Source organism: Isoptericola sp. NPDC056134 (assembly GCF_042264825.1).
In the GTDB taxonomy this organism is placed as follows: domain Bacteria; phylum Actinomycetota; class Actinomycetes; order Actinomycetales; family Cellulomonadaceae; genus Isoptericola; species Isoptericola nanjingensis.
Window position 1 is genome coordinate 137,776 of record NZ_JBHJVM010000008.1, and the last position, 19,754, is coordinate 157,529.

A 19,754-nucleotide genomic window follows, 5' to 3' on the forward strand; every position below is an offset into this window, starting at 1 on the left:
CTTCTTTTTTGGGGTGGGGGTTTTGGTGGTGGGTTTGGGGGGGAGAGTCTGCCAGGGGGGGGGGGGGTGGGGGGGAAAGGAAGGGGGTTTTTTGTCCCCCCCCCCCCCCCCCGAGCCCCTTCGGACGTTCCGGCGGGCTCCCGTCAGAACGCGGCGAGGTGCTCCGCGAGGTAGGCGGTGACCTTGGCGAGCGCCACGCGCTCCTGCGCCATGGTGTCGCGGTGGCGGATCGTCACGGCGTCGTCGTCGAGCGTGTCGAAGTCGACGGTGACGCAGAACGGCGTGCCGATCTCGTCCTGGCGACGGTAGCGGCGGCCGATGGCGCCGGCGTCGTCGAAGTCAACGTTCCAGTTCTGGCGCAGCTCCGCGGCGAGGTCGCGGGCCTTGGGCGACAGGGCCTCGTTGCGGCTCAGCGGCAGGACGGCGGCCTTGACCGGCGCGAGGCGCGGGTCGAGGCGCAGCACGGTGCGCTTGTCGACGCCGCCCTTGGTGTTCGGCGCCTCGTCCTCGGCGTACGCCTCGACGAGGAACGCCATGAGGGAACGGGTCAGGCCCGCGGCCGGCTCGATGACGTACGGCAGCCAGCGCTCGTTCGTCGACTGGTCGAAGAACGACAGGTCCTTGCCGGAGTGCTCCGAGTGGGTCTTGAGGTCGAAGTCGGTGCGGTTCGCGATGCCCTCGAGCTCGCCCCACTCGCTGCCGGTGAAGCCGAAGCGGTACTCGATGTCCACCGTGCGGGTGGAGTAGTGCGAGAGCTTCTCGGCCGGGTGCTCGTACAGGCGCAGGTTCTCCGGGTCGATGCCCAGGTCCGTGTACCAGGACATGCGCGTGTCGATCCAGTACTGGTGCCACTCGGCGTCGGTGCCCGGCGCGACGAAGAACTCCATCTCCATCTGCTCGAACTCGCGCGTGCGGAAGATGAAGTTGCCCGGCGTGATCTCGTTGCGGAACGACTTGCCGATCTGCGCGATGCCGAACGGCGGCTTCTTGCGCGACGCCGCGGCCACGTTGCTGAAGTTCACGAAGATGCCCTGCGCCGTCTCCGGGCGCAGGTAGTGCACGCCGGACTCGTCCTCGACGGGGCCGAGGTACGTCTTGAGCATCATGTTGAAGTCGCGGGGCTCGGTCCACTGACCGCGGGTGCCGCAGTTCGGGCAGGCGATCTCGGCGAGGCCGCCCTCGGGGGCGCGGCCCTTCTTCTCCTCGAACTCCTCGATCATGTGGTCCTCGCGGAACCGCTTGTGGCACGAGAGGCACTCGGTCAGCGGGTCGTTGAACGCGCCGAGGTGGCCGGACGCGTGCCACACCGGGGTGGGCAGGATGACGGCGGAGTCGAGGCCCACGACGTCGTCGCGGCGCGTCATCGCGCGCCACCACTGCTGCTTGATGTTCTCCTTCAGCTCCACGCCGAGGGGCCCGTAGTCCCACGCGGAGCGCGTACCGCCGTAGATCTCGCCGGACTGGAACACGAAACCTCGCCGCTTGGCGAGGGAGACGACGGCGTCGAGCTTGGCGCTGGGGGACGGTGCTGCCACGGATCACTCCTGGGTGTCGGGCCGCCACGTGGCTCGTGGGGCCGGTGCGGGGAACGCCGCCCGGTCGGCACGTCGGGGCCCGACGTCGACCGGCTGCGGTGGCCCCCAGCCTACCGGGGCCGCTCACCGGCCCCGGGCGCCTCAGGCCCCCGCCTCGTCCACGGAGCGCGGCGGCGCACCCGGACCGGCGGCGACCATCCCGGCCGGCACCAGCCACGCGGTGCACTCGGCGACGAACCGGCCCGCGAGCACACCCGGGTCCCGGGCCCACGCCTCCTGCGCCTCCTCGGCGCCGCACCTCATGACCGCGAACCCGCGCACCCGCTCGTCGGCCCCGTCGGCCGGACCCGCCGCGAGCAGCAGGCCGAGGGCGTGCAGGTCGGCGACGGCGGCCAGGTGGGCGTCCTGCACCTGCAGCTCCTCGTCCGCGGGCAGCGGTGCCCAGTCGTCCGGGCGCACCAGCCGGACCAGCACCAGCTCGTCGAACCGCATCAGGCCCTCCCGCCCCGGCCGCCCCGGCGCGGCCGCTGCCGTCAGGGTACGGATCCCGCCGAGGTCGTCGCGAGGGCGAAAGGGACGCCGTCGGGCGCGCGACCTTGAGTTGACAACCGTTCTCAACTTCCTGAGAATCGTTCTCATGCTTCGCCGACGCGCGGCCCTCGCCGCCCTGCCCGTCCTCGCCCTGCCCGCCGTGCTGGCGGGCTGCTCCACCGACGACGGCGCCGCCGACGGCACGCTCGAGGTGCTGGCCTCGTTCTACCCGCTGCAGTACGTGGCCGAGCAGGTGGGCGGCGACCTCGTCACGGTCTCCAACCTCACCCCGCCGGCCGCGGAGCCGCACGACCTCGAGCTCTCCCCCGCCCAGGTGCGGGAGATCGGCACGGCGGACCTCGTCGTGTACTCCTCCGGCTTCCAGACGGCGGTCGACGAGGCCGTCGCGACACAGGCGCCGGAGCACGTCGTCGACACCAGCGACGTCGTGACGCTCGAGAAGCACCCCGGCACGCCGACCGACGAGGACGCCGCGGCGGACCACCTCGAGGAGGAGCTGGACGAGCACGCCGACGAGGGCGGCGACGGGCACGACCACGCCGCCGAGGGCGCCATGGACCCGCACTTCTGGCTCGATCCGACGCGGGTCATCGACGTCGGCCACGCCGTCGCCGCGTCGCTCGGCGAGGCGGACCCGGAGCACGCCGCCACGTACGCCGAGAACGCCCGCGCCCTGGAGAAGTCGCTCAAGGACCTGGACGGCGAGTTCGAGGCCGGCCTGCAGGAGTGCGCGTCGCGCACGCTCGTCACGTCGCACGAGGCGTTCGGCTACCTCGCGGAGCGCTACGACCTGCAGCAGGTGGGCATCGTCGGCCTCGACCCGGAGGCGGAGCCCTCCCCCGCGCGCCTGCGCGAGGTCGGTGCCATCGTCGAGGAGAACGACGTCAGCACGATCTTCACCGAGACGCTGACCAGCCCCAAGGTGGCCGAGACCCTGGCGAACGACATCGGCGTCACGACCGCCGTCCTCGACCCGCTCGAGGGGCTGTCGGAGGACGCGGCCGAGGCCGGGGACGACTACGTCTCGGTCATGCAGGACAACCTGGCCGCGCTCACCGAAGGGCTCCAGTGCTCATGACCACGCTCGCCACCGACTCCCCGGGCGCCGCGACTCCCCCGCCGCCGCGCGACGCCGCCGTCCCCGCGATCGAGGCCCGTGACGTGCACGTGCGCCTCGGCGCCAGCCCGGTGCTGCGCGGCGTGGACCTCACGGTCCGGCGCGGCGAGGTCGTCGCCCTGCTGGGGGCGAACGGCTCCGGCAAGTCGACGCTGGTGCGCACGCTGGTCGGCGTCCTGCCGACGACGGCGGGCAGCGTGCACCTCTTCGGCCACGCGCTCGGGGACGACGTGCCGTGGTCGCGCGTCGGGTACGTCCCGCAGCGGGTCAGCGCGGCCGCCGGCGTCCCGTCCACGGCCGCCGAGGTCGTGGCCTCGGGCCTGCTGCACGGCCGGCGCCTGCGGCTGCCGCGCGGCTGGCGCGCCCAGGTCCACGAGGCCCTCGAGCTGGTCGGCCTCGCCGACCGCGCCCGCTACGCCACGCACCAGCTCTCGGGCGGCCAGCAGCAGCGCGTCCTCATCGCCCGCGCCCTGGTCCGCAAGCCCGAGCTGCTCGTGCTCGACGAGCCCGTCGCGGGCGTCGACCGGCCCAGCCAGGAGGCCTTCGCCGCCACCATGACCAGGCTCGTGGCCGACGGCATGACCGTGCTGGTCGTCCTGCACGAGCTCGGCGAGCTCGCGCCGCTCGTGCAGCGCTGCGTCGTGCTGCGGCACGGCCGCGTGGTGCACGACGGCGCCCCGCCGACGCCGCAGCCCGGCCACGGCGGCGAGGCCCACGACCACGTGCACCCGCACGCGCACCCCCGCACCGTGCAGCACCCCGAGAACGTGCGCCTGGCGGAGGGGCCCTTCGACCGGCCCGACGACACCGAGGACGAGGTGGCACCGTGAGCGGCCTGTGGGAGATGATCACCGACCCGTTCATGCAGCGCGCGCTCGTCGCCGCCCTGCTGGTCGGCGTCAGCGCGCCCGTCGTCGGCACCTACCTGGTGCAGAAGCGCCTCGCCCTGCTGGGCGACGGCATCGGGCACGTCGCGCTCACCGGCGTCGCGCTCGGCTGGCTGGTCGGCGCGGCGATGGGCCTGGTGCCCGACGACGTCCTCGCCGTCCCCGGCGCGGTGGTCGCCGCCGTCGCGGGCTCCGTCCTCATCGAGGTGGTGCGCCGCCGCGGCCGCACGTCGGGCGACCTGGCGCTCGCCATCCTGTTCTACGGCGGCATCGCCGGCGGCGTCCTGCTCATCGGCCTCGCCGGCGGCTCGTCCGGCAGCCTCATGGCGTACCTGTTCGGCTCCATCTCGTCGGTCACGCTGTCCGACGTCTGGGTCACCGTGGCCCTGTGCGGCCTCATCCTGCTCATCGGCCTCGGGCTGCACGCGGCCCTGTTCTCGGTGAGCCACGACGAGGAGTTCGCCCAGTCCTCGGGGCTGCCCGTCTGGGCGCTGAACATGGCGGTGGCCGTCCTCGCCGCGCTGACCGTGACCGTCGCGATGCGCGTCGTCGGGCTGCTGCTCGTCTCGGCGCTGATGATCGTGCCGGTCGCGATCGGCCAGCTCGTCACCCGGTCGTTCCGCCGCACGATGCTGGTCGCGTCCGTCGTCGGCGTGGCCGTGTGCGTGACCGGCCTGTCCATCACCTACTGGCACAACGTCTCGCCCGGCGCGCTGATCGTCGTGCTGGCGATCGGCGTCTACGCGGTGGTCGCGGCGCTGCACCCGGTCCTCGCCCGACGCCAGGCCCCCGTCGACCCGCATCCCGACATCCCCGACGACGTCGCCGTCTCCCCGGCCGGAGCCGGCCGGGCCGCCCCTCAGGAGGAGTGCACGCCGTGAACGACACGACCCCGACCGTCCGCACCGCCGCGCCGCCGCGGATGACGCGGCAGCGGGCGGCCGTCGCGGACGCCCTCGGCGACACCGACGAGTTCCGCAGCGCGCAGCAGCTGCACGAGCTGCTGCGCGCCCGCGGCGACGCCGTCGGGCTCGCCACCGTGTACCGGACGCTGCAGGCCCTGGCCGACGGCGGCGACGTCGACGTCCTGCGCAGCGAGGACGGCGAGAGCCTGTACCGCCGCTGCGCCCGCCGCGAGCACCACCACCACCTGGTGTGCCGGTCGTGCGGTCGCGCGGTCGAGATCGACGGGCCGACGGTCGAGCAGTGGGCCGCATCGGTCGGCGCCGCGCACGGCTTCGCCGACATCGAGCACACCGTGGAGCTGTGGGGCACCTGCTCCACCTGCCGGGCGACGGACGACCGGTTGGTCGAATGAGGGCAGGCATACCTCAGTCGGGCACAATGTTCCCGTGCACCTGACCACTCCCACGCTCGCCGCGGCCGCCGAGGAACCCACCGGCGTCTTCACGATCGCCGGGGTGCCGTTCTGGGTCGTGTACGCGGCGGCGTTCGGGATCGTGCTCGTCCGCGCGCAGGCCACCTACTGGGCCGGGCGCGGCGTGGCCCGCGGCACGTCCCGCGGACGGGTCGCCGACGCGCTGGCCCGCCCGGGCGCGGCGGCGGTCATCGAGCGCGTGAACCGCTGGGGCCCGCCCGCGGTGACGCTGTCGTTCTTCACCGTCGGGGTGCAGACCCTCGTCAACCTCGCCGCGGGCTACCTCCGCATGCCTTTCGGGCGCTACCTCGCGGCCCTGCTCGCCGGTTGCGCCGTGTGGGCCGGCATCTGGACGACGGTCGGCACCGCCGCCGTCAACGCCGCGATCGCCGTGGGCCTGCGCCACCCCGTGACGCTCGTCGCGGTCGGCCTCGGCGCGGTGGCCCTGGTCTCCTGGGTGGTCTACCGGCTGACCCGGCGTACCGCCACCGACCAGACGGCCGCCCCCGCGACCGAGGACGCGTCGTGAGCGCGACGACCGCCGCCGTCACCCCCGCCGCCCGGCCCGCGGCGGCTCTCGTCGCCCGCCGTGCCCGCGGCCGTCTGCTGCTGATCGTGGCCGCCCTCGGGGTGCTCGCCCTCGTCGTGCTGGCGAGCCTCGCGCTGGGCGTGCGCGACATCGACGTCGCGACCGTCTGGCAGGCGCTCACCCACCCGGTCGCGGGGAACGTCGACCACGACGTCGTGCGCGACCAGCGCGTGCCCCGGACGCTGATCGGGCTCGCCGCCGGCGCGGCGCTCGGCATCGCGGGCACCCTCGTGCAGGGCGTCACGCGCAACCCGATCGCCGACCCGGGCCTGCTCGGCCTCAACTCGGGGGCGTCGCTCGCCGTCGTGATCGCCGTGTCGATGCTGGGCGTGGCCTCCCCGCTCGGCTTCGTCTGGTTCGCGTTCGCGGGCACCGCCGCCGCCGCGCTGCTGGTCTTCTCCATCGGCGCGGGCCAGCCGGTCAAGCTCGCCCTCGTCGGAGCGACCGTCACCGCGCTCATCACACCCCTGATCACCCTGGTGCTGCTGCGCGACCCCGAGGCCTTCAACATGTACCGCTTCTGGGCGGTGGGCTCCCTCACCGGGCGCGGCACCGAGACGCTGTCGGTGCTGTGGCCCTTCGTCGTCGTCGGCATCGTGCTCGCGGGGGCGCTCGCGCACCGGCTCTCCATGCTCGCGCTCGGCGACGACGTCGCCTCCGCGCTCGGTCAGCGCGTGGGGGTGACGCGAGGCCTCACGGCGGTCGCCGTCATCCTGCTCGCCGGCACGGCGACGGCGCTGGCCGGCCCGATCGCCCTCGTCGGGCTGGCGGTGCCGCATGCCGCCCGCCGCCTGGTCGGCACCGACTACCGCTGGATCGTGCCGCTGACGGCCGTCCTCGGCCCCGTCATGCTGCTGGGGGCCGACGTCATCGGGCGGCTCGTGCTGCCGCACTCCGAGCTCGAGGCCGGCGTCGTCGCCGCCGCGATCGGCGCCCCCGTGCTCGTGGCCGTGGCCCGCGGCCGGACCGTGGCGGGGGTATGAGATGACCGCCGACCTCGTCGCCCGCCCCGCGGACCCCGACGCCCCCGGCGCCCCCGCCGACCCCGTCGTCGCCCTGCGCCGCCGCCGCCGACGGCGGCTCACCCTCGTGGTCGCGTCGCTCCTCGTCCTGCTCGTGGCGTTCGCCACCCTCGCCCTCACGCTCGGCGAGGCCTCGCTCGCGCCCGCCCGCGCCCTGGCGGCGCTGTTCGGCGTCGGCTCGGACGGCGACCTGTTCGTCGTGCAGCGCCTGCGGCTGCCCCGCATCGAGACCGCGATCCTCGCGGGCGCGTCCTTCGGGCTGGCGGGCGCCATGTTCCAGACGACGCTGCGCAACCCGCTCGCCAGCCCCGACATCCTCGGCATCGCGAGCGGCGCCAGCCTCGGCGCCGTCACGGCGATGCTCGTCCTCGGCCTCACCGGGCTCGCCGTGTCCGGGGCGGCGTTCGTCGGCGCCCTGCTCGTCGCGCTCGCCATCTGGCTGTTCGCGTGGCGCCAGGGCCTGCACTCGATCCGCTTCGTCCTGGTGGGCGTCGGCTTCGCCTACCTGTGCTCGTCGCTGCTCGCCTGGCTGCTGGCGAGCGTCGAGATCCGTGCCGCCCAGTCGGCGCTCGTGTGGACGGTCGGGAGCGTGGCCGACGTGCGCGGCGCGGACCTCGTGACGTTCGCCGCGGCCGCCCTGGTGCTCGGCGCCGGGATCGCCGCCGTCTCGCGGTGGCAGGGGCCGCTCGCGCTCGGCGACGACAACGCGCGCGCCCTCGGCGTCCCCGTCGACGCCGCCCGCGTGACGTCGCTGCTGCTGGCCGTCGGCCTGGTCGGGGTCGCGACGTCGTTCGTCGGCCCGCTCGCCTTCGTGGCCCTCGTGGCCCCCGCCATCGCGCGCCGCCTGCTGTCCGACGGCGGGGCGGCGCTCGCCGTCTCGGTGCTCACCGGCGCCGTCCTCGTGCTCGCGGCGGACGTCGTGGGCCAGCACCTGCTGTTCGGACTCGAGGCGCCCACCGGCATCGTGACCGGCCTCATCGGCGCCCCCTACCTCCTGTGGCTCCTGGCCACCGATCGACGGAAGAGGCTCGCATGACCGACGTGCACCGGCACCCCGCGCCGCCCGCGCGTCCCGACGCGACGCCGGACCCGTCCCAGGGCACCACGGGGAAGGCCGCGGACGTCACGCTGCGCGCCCACGGCGTGAGCCTCGGCTACGACGGGCGCCGCGTGATCGACGGTCTCGACCTGGAGCTCCCCGCCGGCCGCGTGACGGCGATCGTGGGCCCCAACGCCTGCGGCAAGTCGACGCTGCTGCGCGGCCTGGCCCGGCTGCACCCGCTCGACGGCGGCCGCGTGACGCTGGGTGGCGAGGACGTCGGCGGGCTGTCGCGCAAGGAGCTGGCGAAGCGGGTCGGCGTGCTGCCGCAGTCGTCGATCGCCCCCGACGGCGTCCGCGTCGCGGAGCTCGTGGGCCGCGGCCGGTACCCCCACCAGGGCTGGTTCGGCCGGCACAGCTCCACCGACGACGGCGCGGTGCTGCGCGCCCTCGAGGCCACCGGGGTCGCCGACCTCGCCGACCGGCCCGTCGCCGAGCTGTCGGGGGGCCAGCGCCAGCGCGTGTGGATCGCGATGGTGCTGGCGCAGGAGACCGACGTCGTCCTGCTCGACGAGCCCACGACCTACCTCGACCTCGCCCACCAGGTCGACCTGCTCGACCTGCTGACCGAGCTGAACCGCACCCGCGGCACCACCGTCGTCATGGTGCTGCACGAGCTCAACCTCGCCGCCCGCTACGCCGACCACCTGGTGGTGATGAGCGGTGGGCAGGTCGTGGCCGAGGGACGCCCCGGCGACGTCCTCACCGCCGCGTCGGTGCGCGCGGCGTTCGGCCTGCGGGCGCAGGTCGTGCCGGACCCGGTGTCGGGAACGCCACTCGTCGTCCCCCTCGGACGGACGCACGACGGCACCACGAGATAGGTTAGGCTCGCCTCACCTACTGTTCCTCTCGCGCCGCCGGCGCGAGCACACCGAGGAGAACCCGTGCGTCTTCGCCGACCTCTCACCGCGGCCGCCGCCCTCGCGGCGACGGCCGCCCTGACCCTCGCCGGCTGCGCGTCCGACGACGCCCCGGAGAGCGACCAGTCGGCCGCCTCGGGCAACGTCCGGTCCGAGCCCACCGACGAGTTCCCGATCACGATCGAGCACGCGCTCGGCGAGACGGTGATCGAGAAGGCGCCGCAGCGCGTCGCCACCTGGGGCTGGGGCTCCACCGAGGCCGCCATCGCGGCGGGCGTCTACCCGGTCGCGGTCGCCGAGCAGATCTACACCGTCGGCGAGGACGCGCTGCTGCCGTGGGTCGAGGACGCCTACGACGAGGAGGGCGTGGACAAGCCCGCCATCCTGTCCGACCCCGAGGGCGGCGCGACGGTGCCCTACGAGGAGTTCGTCGAGGCGAAGCCCGACCTCATCGTGGCGCCCTACTCCGGGCTCACCCAGGAGCAGTACGACGTGCTGAGCGACATCGCCCCCGTCGTCGCCTACCCCGACGCCCCGTGGACCACGACGTGGCAGGACACGATCACGCTCACGGCCCAGGCGCTCGGTCGCTCGGACGCCGGCACCCAGGTGCTCGGCGACATCGACGACTTCGTCGCCGAGAAGGCTGCCGAGCACCCCGAGTTCAACGGCAAGACGTTCGCGGCGATCTACGACGACCCGACGAAGGGCATCGTCTCCGTGTACACGCCGAACGACCCGCGGACCGTGTTCCTCGAGGGCCTGGGCGTGAAGAACGCGCCCTCGGTCACGGAGCTCGACACGTCGAACGGCAGCTTCTACTACGACCTGTCCTACGAGGAGCTCGACAAGCTCGACTCGGACTTCGTCATCTCCTACTCGGCCAGCGAGGAGGCGGCCCAGGCCTTCGACGACAACAAGGACCTCCAGGCGCTCCCCGCGGTCAAGGACGGGAAGGTCGTGAAGGTCGTCGGCACCGCGGAGGTGTCGGCCGTGTCGCCGCCCACCGCCCTGTCGGTGTACTGGGAGAACGGCCTGCCGGCCCTCGTCGACTCCATGGCCGAGGTGCTCGGCGACTGACCGCCGGCTACGCATGCCACGAACCCCCGTCCGGTCCTCGCGACCGGGCGGGGGTTCGTGCTGAGATCAGTCGGCGTCGGGGGTGTCGACGGCGCCGCCGTAGCGACGGTCGCGGCGGGCGAACTCCTCCACCGCGCGCCAGAGGTGCCGCCGGTCGACGTCCGGCCACGGCTCCGGCAGGAAGACCATCTCCGCGTACGCCGCCTGCCAGATCATGAAGTTCGAGGTGCGCTGCTCCCCCGACGAGCGCAGGAACAGGTCGACGTCCGGCAGGTCCGGCTCGTCGAGGTACTTCTGGATCGTCTTCTCGGAGACGCGCGCCGGGTTGAGCTTCCCGGCGGCGGCGTCACGGGCGATCGCCGCCGCGGCGTCGGCGATCTCCGCCCGCCCGCCGTAGTTGACGCACATCGTCAGGGTGCAGCGGTCGTTCTCCTTGGTCATCTCCTCGGCGACCTGCAGCTCCTTGATCACCGACCCCCACAGCTTCGGCCGACGCCCCGCCCAGCGGATGCGCACGCCCCACGACGACATCTCGTCGCGGCGCCGCCGGATGACGTCGCGGTTGAAGTTCATGAGGAACTTGACCTCGTCCGGCGACCGCTTCCAGTTCTCGGTGCTGAACGCGTACGCGGAGACGTGCTTGACGCCGATCTGCACCGCGCCGGCCACGACGTCGAGCAGCGACTTCTCCCCCTGCTTGTGCCCCTCCACGCGAGGCAGCCCGCGCGCGTTGGCCCACCGGCCGTTGCCGTCCATGACGATCGCCACGTGGTTCGGCACGAACTGCGCCGGGATTCTCGGCGGCGTCGCCCCCGAGGAGTGCGGGTAGGGCTCGGCGTACTCGCCGGACGAACGGGGCATCGGGCCTCTCTCTCGATCGGTGCGCGGGGGTCGGGCGCGCGGGGTCAGGCGCGCTCGATCATGCGGAGCGAGCGCAGCGTGCGCTCCAGGTAGTACTGGGAGTAGGCCGCGACGAGGCCCGAGGCCTCGGTGCGGTGGCGCGCCTCGGAGGCGTCCGCCGTCTCCCAGTCCCCGCCGAGCAGCGCGCCGAGCAGCGAGAACGTCTCCGGCGCGGGGGCGGTGGAGCCGGGCGGGCGGCAGCGGGAGCACACCGCCCCGCCCTGGCCCACGGAGAACGCGTGGTGCGGCCCCGGCTCGCCGCAGCGGGCGCAGTCGGTGAACGACGGCGCCCAGCCGGCCACGGCGAGCCCGCGCAGCAGGTACGAGTCGAGCACCAGCCCCGGCGCGTGGGCGCGCTCGGCGAGCGCCCGGAGCGCGCCGGCGAGCAGCCAGTACTGCTGCACGGCGGGCTCGTGCTCCGCGGCGACCAGGCGGTCGGCGGCCTCGAGCATCGCCGCGCCGGACGTGTACAGCGCGTAGTCCTCGCAGATCGCGCGGGCGTACGGCCCGATCGTCTCGACCTGCGTCACGGTGTCGAGGTTGCGGCCGGAGTGCAGCTGCACGTCCACGGCCATGAACGGCTCCAGCCGGGCCCCGAAACGCGACGACGTGCGCCGGACCCCGCGACCGACCCCCCGCACCTTGCCGTGCTCGCGGGTGAGGAACGTGACGATCCGGTCGGCCTCGCCCAGCTTGTGGGTGCGCAGCACGATCGCGTCGTCTCGGTACAGGGGCACGGGCTCATTCTCTCAGTCCCCACCCACGAAAGCTGTCAGGACCAGCGCCACGCAGACATGGCGCTGGTCCTGACAGCTCGCGGGACAGGTCAGCCGCGGGCGGCGCGGTTCACGGCCGACACGATCGCCTTGAGGGACGCCGTCGTGATGGACGGGTCGATGCCGACGCCCCACAGGACGTCGTCGCCCACCTGGCACTCGACGTAGGCCGCCGCGGTGGCGTCGCCGCCCTCCGACAGCGCGTGCTCCGCGTAGTCGAGCACCCGCACGTCCACACCGACCTTCGAGATCGCGTCCACGAACGCCGCGAGCGGGCCGTTGCCGGTGCCCTCCAGCGTGTGCTCCACGCCCTGGTCGAGGACGTCGACGGCGAGCGCGGTCGCGCCGCCCTCGGCCGAGGTCGACCGGGTCTCCCGCAGGCGCAGGCGACCCCAGGGCTCGAGACCGCGGGCGTCGTGCTCCTCGACGGGCAGGTACTCGTCGCTGAACATCCGCCAGATGTCGGAGCCCGTGACCTCGCTGCCCTCGGTGTCGGTGTAGTGCTGCACCACGCCGGAGAACTCGATCTGCAGGCGGCGCGGCAGGTCCAGCGAGTGCTCGGTGGACAGCAGGTACGCGATACCGCCCTTGCCGGACTGCGAGTTCACGCGGATCACGGCCTCGTACGACCGGCCCACGTCCTTCGGGTCGATCGGCAGGTACGGGACGCCCCAGGTGAGCTCGTCGACCGGCTTGCCCTCCTCCTCCGCGCGGGCACCCATGTGCTCGAAGCCCTTCTTGATCGCGTCCTGGTGGGACCCGGAGAACGCGGTGAACACCAGGTCGCCCACGTACGGGTGCCGTTCGTGCACCGGGATCTGGTTGCAGTGCTCCACGGTGCGGCGGATGCCGTCGATGTCGGAGAAGTCGATCTGCGGGTCGACGCCCTGGCCGAACAGGTTCATGCCGAGCGTCACCAGGTCGACGTTGCCCGTGCGCTCGCCGTTGCCGAACAGGCAGCCCTCGATGCGGTCGGCGCCGGCCTGGTAGCCGAGCTCGGCGGCGGCGACGGCCGTGCCGCGGTCGTTGTGCGGGTGCAGCGACAGCACGACGTGCTCGCGGAAGGCCAGGTTCCGGTTCATCCACTCGATCGAGTCCGCGTAGACGTTCGGGGTGGCCATCTCGACCGTCGCCGGCAGGTTGATGATCACCGGACGCTCGGCCGTGGGCTCCAGCACCTCCAGCACCTCGTTGCAGATGCGGGCGGCGAACTCGAGCTCGGTGCCGGTGTACGACTCGGGCGAGTACTCGTAGTACACCGTCGTCTCGGGGATGGTCTCCTCGAGCTTGCGGCACAGGCGCGCGCCCTGCAGGGCGATGTCGACGATGCCGTCCATGTCGCTGCGGAAGACGACCTCGCGCTGCAGGATCGACGTCGAGTTGTAGATGTGCACGATCGCCTGCTTGGCGCCCCGGATCGCGTCGTAGGTGCGCTCGATGAGGTGGTCGCGGCACTGCGTCAGCACCTGGATGACCACGTCGTCGGGGATGCGGCCGGTGTCGATGAGCTGGCGCACGAAGTCGAAGTCCGTCTGCGACGCGGACGGGAAGCCGACCTCGATCTCCTTGTAGCCCATCTGCACGAGCAGGTCGAACATCCGCAGCTTGCGCTCGGCGTCCATCGGCTCGATCAGCGCCTGGTTGCCGTCGCGCAGGTCGACGGCGCACCAGCGGGGGGCCTTCGTGATGCGCTTGTCGGGCCACGTCCGGTCCGGCAGGTCGACGACGATCTGCTCGTGGAACGGGAGGTAGCGCGTGTACGGCATCCCGGAGGGGCGCTGGGGGTTGGCGCCGGCGATGCCCTGGGGGTGATGGTTCTGCATGGTGTCGCGTCCTTCGGTGGGGGCTCGGTGACCCACGTCCCGGGTGGGGTCGTCGGTCATGACCTGTCGGCCGGCGCGCCACAACCTCCGCGACGGGGGTCCGGCCTTAGAGGGCCCCGCCGCGGCACCGAAGGAGAAGGCTCACCGTGCGCTGCACGCTGCCACCGTACACCTTCGTCAGGGCGTCGCCTGAGGCGTCCAGGATCCGACCGGACGCCCGCCTTGCCGCAGCGTATTGACCTAGCGCCGGGAGCGCAGCGCGGCGTCCACGGCCGGGTCGCCGAGGGCCCCGAGCCAGTCCAGGAGCGCCGGGTAGGTCGACGGGTTCGCGGCCACGTACGAGCGCAGGTGGGGTGCCTCCGCCGAGATCCGCGCGAGGTCCGCGAGCGGCGTCGACGGGTCCATCGCCTGGGCCACGGACCAGCCCGGCGCCTGGACGGGTGCCGTCCGTGCGGGTGCCGCCTGCACGGGCGGGAGCACCTGCGTGGAGTCCGGCGCCCGGGCGGCCCGCACGGGCGCGATCTGCTGGGTGGCGTCGAGCGGCCGGGCCTCGGGGCGTGTCGCGACCGGGGCGGACCGGGGCGCCCTGCCCACGGGCTCCGCTGCAGGAGCGACCGGGTACGCCCCGGTGCTGGACGACACCTCGGCGGCCTCGGGGCGGCCCGCCGTCGCGGACTCGGCCCGGGGCTGGGCCGGGGTCTCGGACACGGCGTCGGACGCAGCGACCGACGGTGCGTCCTCCGACGGCCCGGACGGGGCGGGCTCGGGCGTCTCGGGCTCCGACGCGACGAGCGCGCGGACGGACGGCGGCACGAGCAGGACGGCGAGCGCGACGGCCGGCAGGCCGAACGCCACCAGCAGCTCCTCGACGTTGGACTGCGTGCCGAGGCCGGCGCGCGCGACGACGATCACCAGGCCGAGCACCACGACGACGCACGTGGCGCCGACGGCGGTGGCGTGCCCGGCGCGCGGGTCGCGCGCGAGCGCGCGCCGCGCGGCGACCGCCACCCCGACCATCAGCACGCCCACGACGAGCCTCAGGACGCGCCCCACGCTCACGCCGTCCGCCACGACCAGCAGCAGCGCGACGAGGGCGACGAACGCGGCGACCAGCGCGACGAGGCCCAGCGCCCGCAGCGCCACGGCCACCCAGCGCGCCGCGCGCACGTCGTCGGGCTCGTCGGCCGTGGCCGCGGCGTCGTCGACGATGCGCCGCGCCGTGATCCCCGCGACCACCGGCAGGAGCAGGAGGCCGAGCCGCTGCTCGTGCACGCTCTCGAACCACGGGTCCACGTTGCCCCCGGCGAAGAGCACGAGCTCGAGCGCGACGGCGCCGCCCAGGGCCAGGAGCACGTAGCCGGAGGCGAGGTCGCCCGAGCGCAGGTACGTGCCGACCGTGAACCACAGCACGCCCAGCACCACGAGGGCGTTGAGGAGGCCGACCACGGACACGACCCACGGAGCGCCCTGCACGAGCGCCGCGACCGGGGTCGCGAGCGTGCCGAGCGCGACCACCCCGGCGACGACCGCCGGGGCGTGCGCCCAGCGGGACGCGGCCGCGAGCGCGGCGCCCGCGAGGCCGACCGCGAGCCCCGCTCCGACCCCGCCCGCGGCGTCCGCCGGGGCGAGGGCGTCCAGCACCAGGTACACGACCGCGACGACCGCGTAGGGCACGCAGGCGAGCGCGACCGTGCGCCGTGAGGTCAGGACGTCCCACGACGACGGGCCGACGCCGCCACGCCGCAGGTAGGGGGCGGCGATCGCGAGCAGCGCGAGGACGGTCGCGAGCACGATCTCGAGCCGGTCGCTGCCGCGGTGGGCGTGGTCCCACGGCAGCGGGAGGGCGACGAGCAGCGCGAACGCGGCCACCACGTCGCGCACGAGCTCGCGGACCGTCACACCGCCGAACGGTGAGCGCTCCTGCTCGGGTGCGTCGAGGGTGTCGGGATCGGTCATGCGTGCGTCTCCAGGGCTGGGCTCCGAGGGGGACCGGGTCATCGTGCCCCCGCCCCCGTTTCTACCCGACGCCGACGCTCTGCGTCGTCTCCCGCGCGGACGGGTCGGTCACACCGTCACCGTTCCCGCACGCCCTGCTCAGATGCCGAGCTGGTAGACGCCCCAGTACGCGAGGGTGCCCAGGAGGGCGAGCGACCCGGCCAGGGTGCACCAGAACGTCAGCACGGCGGGCCAGCCACGTGCCACGACGACGACGTCGCCCCCCGCGCGGCGCTCCGCCCGCGCGTCGGCCACCCGCCGGATCACCAGCGCGGCCGCGACGGCGGTCGCGACCCCGAGCAGGCGCACGACGATCCAGCCGCCCTGCACGACGAGGTCGTCGCGCTGGTAGTCGAGCGCGAGGCGCGCCACCGCCAGGAGGTACACCACCAGCGCGACCATCGTCGCCACCGACCCGACGCCGAGGCCGAGCAGCGACGACCGGAGACCGCGGGCGAGGCGCGGCGCGGCGAACGACGACCGGCGCAGGACGGCGCGCCGCACCAGGGCGTGGACGCCCCACACCAGGGGGCCGACCAGCAGCAGGCCGGCGCCCGCGATCACCGCGCCCACGACGATGTCCCCGTTGCCCCACCACCGCGGCTGCGGGACGGCCGAGGCGACGTAGAGCTGGTTCGGCGTGTCCCCGGCGACCCGCGGCGGCGCGTCGGCCGTGCCGGGCATGCCCTGGATCCAGGTGGCGACGTCGCGCGCGAAGTCGGGGTGCAGGTGCATCCCGCCGTCGAGCGGCACGTTGATCCCGTGGTTGGCCCCGGCGTAGTAGCGCACCGTCACGGGGGCGTCGTCGCCGTTCACCGCGGTGTCGGCGATGACCTGCCGCGCGCCCTGCTCGACCGGCATCGACGGGTCGGCGGTGCCGTAGACCACGAGGACGGGGGCGGTCTGCTGCTCGAGCCAGGGGCGCACGTCGAAGTCGGCGTACTCGAAGCCGCCGCCGGGCAGCTGCATCCCGACCGCGCGCGGGATGGCGCGGAACACCTGCTGGGGCACGCCGGTGTTGCGCAGGTAGCTGTCGACCGCGAACGCGGCCTGCTGCCGCGGCGGCACCACCGGCGCCGAGACGAGGACCGTGTACGCGATGGTCGGGTCCTGCGCCTGCATGACGGGCACGATCCAGGTGCCTTCCGACTCGCCGTAGACGCCGACCTGCTCGGGGTCGACGCCGTCGATCGTGCGCAGCAGGTCGACCGAGTGCTGGTAGTCCGCGGCCATCGCCACGTAGTCGCGGTCCCGGGTGGTGTACGTGTCCAGGCGCTTGTCGGGCACCAGTGTCACGACGCCCGCGCTCGCGAGGGCGGTGGCCGACTCGGTGAAGGCCTCCGTGGACTTGCCCGTGCCCGCGCCGTGCACGTAGACGACGCCGGGCCGGTCGGCCAGCAGCCCGCCGTCGTCGCCCAGCGGCTGGCGCAGGAGGCCGCCGACGACGGTGCCGTCGAGCGGGATCGTCACGGCCGTCTCCCGGACCTCGAACTCGCCGACCTCGCCGATGTCCGCGCCGGGGGCGACACCGCCGATCGAGGTGTCGTCCGTCGCCGGGACGAGGTGGTCCGTGACCGGCACCGGGTCCCACTGCGGGCCGGCCACGGCCCCGGTCAGTGCCAGGCCCACCAGGATCGCCGCTGTCGTCGCAATAGTCCGGAACACCACGCAGCGATGCTACTCGGCGCCGTCCCCGCGCACGGCAAGGAATTCCCCCGCGACCTCGGGGGACGTCCCCCGTGAGGCCGGCGGACCTCCGCCCGCGACGTCAGAACCCGAGGCGCTGCAGCTGCTTGGGGTCGCGCTGCCAGTCCTTGGCCACCTTGACGTGCAGGTCGAGGTACACGCGCGTGCCGAGCAGCTTCTCGATGCCCTTGCGGGCGTTGGTGCCGACCTCGCGCAGCCGCGACCCGCCCTTGCCGATGACGATCGCCTTCTGGCTGTCACGCTCCACGAACAGGTTGACGCGCACGTCCAGCAGCGGCGGCTTCCCCTTGTCCGGGTCACCGCTGCCCTCCCGCTCGAGGATCTCCTCGACGACGACGGCCAGCGAGTGCGGCAGCTCGTCGCGGACGCCCTCGAGCGCGGCCTCGCGCACCAGCTCGGCGACCATGACCTGCTCGGGCTCGTCGGTGAGCTCGCCGCCCGGGTAGAGCTCGGGCCCGGCGGGCAGGTGCGCGACGAGGACGTCGGTCAGCTCGTCCACCTGGTAGCCGTCGCGGGCGGACACGGGCACGATCGCCGACCAGTCCCGGTCGACCGACCGCGCGAGCTCGTCGACCGCCAGGAGGTGCTCGGCGAGACGCCCGCGGTCCACGAGGTCGGACTTCGTCACGACGGCGACGACGGGAACCGCCCGGCGGCCCTCCATCAGGGGGGCGAGCTGCGAGGCGATGTACCGGTCGCCGGGGCCGATCTTCTGGTCGGCCGGCAGGCAGAACGCGATGACGTCGACCTCGCCGAGCGTGTCCTGCACGAGCGCGTTGAGCCGCTCGCCGAGGAGCGTGCGCGGACGGTGCAGGCCCGGCGTGTCGACGAGCACGAGCTGCGCGTCGTCGCGGTGCACGATGCCGCGGATCGTGTGCCGCGTGGTCTGGGGACGCGCGGACATGATCGCGACCTTCTCCCCCACCAGCGCGTTGGTCAGCGTCGACTTGCCGACGTTGGGCCGCCCCACGAGGCAGGCGAAGCCGGAGCGGTGGGCGTCCCCCTCGTCGTGCGGGGTGACGACGGAGGGATGGTGGCTCGCGGAGGTCATGCGTGTGCTTCCTTCTGGTCTGGCGGCGTGGCGTGCTCGCCACCCGCTGCTGGGTCGTCCTCGTCGTGCGAGGTGGAGGTCGTGCGGCGCACCCGGAGGGTGGCGAGCTGCTTGCGGCGGCCCTCGACGCGGTCGGCCACGAGGTGCAGCCCCCCGACGTCGGCCGTCGCGCCCGTCAGCGGCACCTTGCCGAGGGCCTTGGCGATCAGGCCGCCCGCGGTGTCCACGTCGTCGTCGTCGAGCCGCAGGTCGAACAGCTCGCCGAGCTCGTCGACGGGCATCCGCGCGGAGACGAGGAACGTGCCGTCGCCCAGGTCCTCCGGCTCCAGCTCCGGGGCGGTGTCGTGCTCGTCGGTCAGCTCGCCGACGAGCTCCTCGATGACGTCCTCGACGGTGACGAGCCCGGCGATGCCGCCGTACTCGTCGACGACGACGGCGATGTGGGAGCGGGAGGCCTGCATCTCGCGGAGCAGCTCGTCCGCGGGCTTCGACTCCGGCACGAAGACGGCGTCGCGGGCGACCTCGACGACCGGCCGTTCCGCGGCCGCGGACTCGTTCTCGAGCACGCGGGCGACGTCCTTGAGATAGGCGACGCCCAGGAGGTCGTCCACCTCCTCCCCGACGACGGGCACGCGCGAGTACCCCGAGCGGAGGAAGAGGCGCATCGCCTTCCGCAGCGGCGTCGCCGCCGTGACCGTCACCATGTCGGTGCGCGGCACCATGACCTCGCGGGTCAGCGTGCCGCCCAGCTCGACGACCGAGCGGATGAGCTCGCGCTCGGCGTCCTCGATCGCCTCGTTGTCCCGGACCCGCTCGGCGACCTCGCGCAGCGCGTCCTCGCCCGGGTCGTGCTCGCCGTCGCGCTCGGGGGCGCGCCCCGCGGCGCGCTCCGAGGTGCGGTCGGTGAGCCAGGCGGCGGCGCGGTGCACGGCGGACAGCGGGCCGGCGAGCGCGACGAGCACGGACAGCGGCCGGCGCAGGCCGAGAGCGCGCGGGCTGAGCCGCACGAAGACGACGCCGGCCACCAGGCCCACCACGCCGGCGGCGAGGAGCACCTGCCACCAGGTGTCGAACCAGTCGGCGATCATCAGCGTCGCCGCCGCGAGCGCGACGGTCTCGGCGAACACCCGCACCAGCGCGAACGCCGCCACCGCCGCGGGCGGGTCGACGACGAGGCCCTGCACCGCGCGCAGCCGGGTCAACCGTGTGCGGCGGGCCGTGGCCGTGAGGTCCTCCGCCGTCTCCGCCTCGATCACCGCGTCGGCGACCGACGTGCGCGTGATCCGCAGCACCGCGGCCTCGCCGGCGGACAGCATCCCCGCGAGGGCCAGGGCGACCAGCGCCACGAGCGCCAGCAGCAGCTCCGGTCCGTCCATCAGGCCA

At 74.0% G+C, this 19,754-nt stretch carries 18 protein-coding genes; 9 read left to right on the forward strand and 9 right to left on the reverse strand.

Going from position 1 to position 19,754, the window contains the following annotated elements:
- Positions 1–143: 143 nt before the first annotated feature.
- A complete protein-coding gene (locus ACFCZN_RS10210) occupies positions 144–1,535 on the reverse strand; it encodes a glycine--tRNA ligase (RefSeq protein WP_429764159.1) in 1,392 nt (463 codons plus the stop codon).
- 141 nt (positions 1,536–1,676) lie between these two features.
- On the reverse strand, positions 1,677–2,027 hold the full coding sequence (locus ACFCZN_RS10215) for a YciI family protein (RefSeq protein WP_430556699.1): 351 nt from the start codon (positions 2,025–2,027) through the stop codon (positions 1,677–1,679).
- A gap of 145 nt (positions 2,028–2,172) precedes the next feature.
- On the opposite strand from ACFCZN_RS10215, the gene ACFCZN_RS10220 reads away from it, so the two are divergent.
- The 9 genes from ACFCZN_RS10220 to ACFCZN_RS10260 all read left to right on the forward strand — a co-directional run bounded on the left by ACFCZN_RS10220 (position 2,173) and on the right by ACFCZN_RS10260 (position 10,119).
- The gene (locus tag ACFCZN_RS10220) at positions 2,173–3,165 is read left to right on the forward strand and encodes a metal ABC transporter solute-binding protein, Zn/Mn family (RefSeq protein WP_430556700.1); all 993 of its coding nucleotides are present in this window, start codon (positions 2,173–2,175) and stop codon (positions 3,163–3,165) included.
- Positions 3,162–4,034: a metal ABC transporter ATP-binding protein gene (locus ACFCZN_RS10225; protein ID WP_429764156.1), complete on the forward strand. Its 873-nt coding sequence runs from the start codon at positions 3,162–3,164 to the stop codon at positions 4,032–4,034. Before ACFCZN_RS10220 ends, ACFCZN_RS10225 begins: the two co-directional genes overlap by 4 nt.
- 14 nt (positions 4,035–4,048) lie before the next feature.
- The gene (locus ACFCZN_RS10230) at positions 4,049–4,972 is read left to right on the forward strand and encodes a metal ABC transporter permease (RefSeq protein WP_430556723.1); all 924 of its coding nucleotides are present in this window, start codon (positions 4,049–4,051) and stop codon (positions 4,970–4,972) included.
- 41 nt (positions 4,973–5,013) lie between these two features.
- Positions 5,014–5,409, forward strand: coding sequence for a Fur family transcriptional regulator (locus ACFCZN_RS10235; protein WP_430556724.1), 396 nt, complete (start codon positions 5,014–5,016; stop codon positions 5,407–5,409).
- A gap of 34 nt (positions 5,410–5,443) precedes the next feature.
- Positions 5,444–5,998, forward strand: coding sequence for a DedA family protein (locus ACFCZN_RS10240; protein ID WP_429764155.1), 555 nt, complete (start codon positions 5,444–5,446; stop codon positions 5,996–5,998).
- Positions 5,995–7,041 carry a FecCD family ABC transporter permease gene (locus ACFCZN_RS10245; protein WP_429764154.1) on the forward strand — a complete coding sequence of 349 codons (1,047 nt, stop codon included), beginning with the start codon at positions 5,995–5,997 and terminating at the stop codon, positions 7,039–7,041. Before ACFCZN_RS10240 ends, ACFCZN_RS10245 begins: the two co-directional genes overlap by 4 nt.
- A 1-nt stretch (position 7,042) precedes the next feature.
- Positions 7,043–8,116, forward strand: a complete 1,074-nt coding sequence (locus ACFCZN_RS10250; protein ID WP_430556701.1) for a FecCD family ABC transporter permease — start codon at positions 7,043–7,045, stop codon at positions 8,114–8,116.
- Entirely contained in the window at positions 8,113–9,000 is an 888-nt protein-coding gene (locus ACFCZN_RS10255) for an ABC transporter ATP-binding protein (RefSeq protein ID WP_429764152.1), read from the forward strand. The genes ACFCZN_RS10250 and ACFCZN_RS10255 overlap by 4 nt, the downstream gene beginning before the upstream one ends.
- Positions 9,001–9,063: 63 nt before the next feature.
- On the forward strand, positions 9,064–10,119 hold the full coding sequence (locus ACFCZN_RS10260; protein WP_430556702.1) for an iron-siderophore ABC transporter substrate-binding protein: 1,056 nt from the start codon (positions 9,064–9,066) through the stop codon (positions 10,117–10,119).
- Positions 10,120–10,185: 66 nt separating this feature from the next.
- On the opposite strand, the gene ACFCZN_RS10265 is transcribed toward ACFCZN_RS10260, so the two are convergent.
- The 7 genes from ACFCZN_RS10265 to ACFCZN_RS10295 form a co-directional block, all read right to left on the reverse strand.
- Positions 10,186–10,980 (reverse strand): isoprenyl transferase, encoded by a 795-nt coding sequence (locus tag ACFCZN_RS10265; RefSeq protein ID WP_430556703.1) that lies wholly within the window; start codon positions 10,978–10,980, stop codon positions 10,186–10,188.
- 44 nt (positions 10,981–11,024) lie between these two features.
- On the reverse strand, positions 11,025–11,756 hold the full coding sequence (recO, locus tag ACFCZN_RS10270) for a DNA repair protein RecO (RefSeq protein ID WP_429764149.1): 732 nt from the start codon (positions 11,754–11,756) through the stop codon (positions 11,025–11,027).
- Between the two features lie 89 nt (positions 11,757–11,845).
- A complete protein-coding gene (gene leuA / locus ACFCZN_RS10275) occupies positions 11,846–13,618 on the reverse strand; it encodes a 2-isopropylmalate synthase (protein ID WP_429764148.1) in 1,773 nt (590 codons plus the stop codon).
- Between the two features lie 240 nt (positions 13,619–13,858).
- Positions 13,859–15,574: a hypothetical protein gene (locus ACFCZN_RS10280; RefSeq protein ID WP_430556704.1), complete on the reverse strand. Its 1,716-nt coding sequence runs from the start codon at positions 15,572–15,574 to the stop codon at positions 13,859–13,861.
- 138 nt (positions 15,575–15,712) lie between these two features.
- A complete protein-coding gene (locus ACFCZN_RS10285) occupies positions 15,713–17,281 on the reverse strand; it encodes an alpha/beta hydrolase family protein (RefSeq protein WP_430556705.1) in 1,569 nt (522 codons plus the stop codon).
- A gap of 100 nt (positions 17,282–17,381) precedes the next feature.
- Entirely contained in the window at positions 17,382–18,371 is a 990-nt protein-coding gene (gene era, locus ACFCZN_RS10290) for a GTPase Era (RefSeq protein WP_430556706.1), read from the reverse strand.
- On the reverse strand, positions 18,368–19,747 hold the full coding sequence (locus tag ACFCZN_RS10295; protein ID WP_430556707.1) for a hemolysin family protein: 1,380 nt from the start codon (positions 19,745–19,747) through the stop codon (positions 18,368–18,370). Before ACFCZN_RS10295 ends, era begins: the two co-directional genes overlap by 4 nt.
- Positions 19,748–19,754 lie beyond the last annotated feature (7 nt).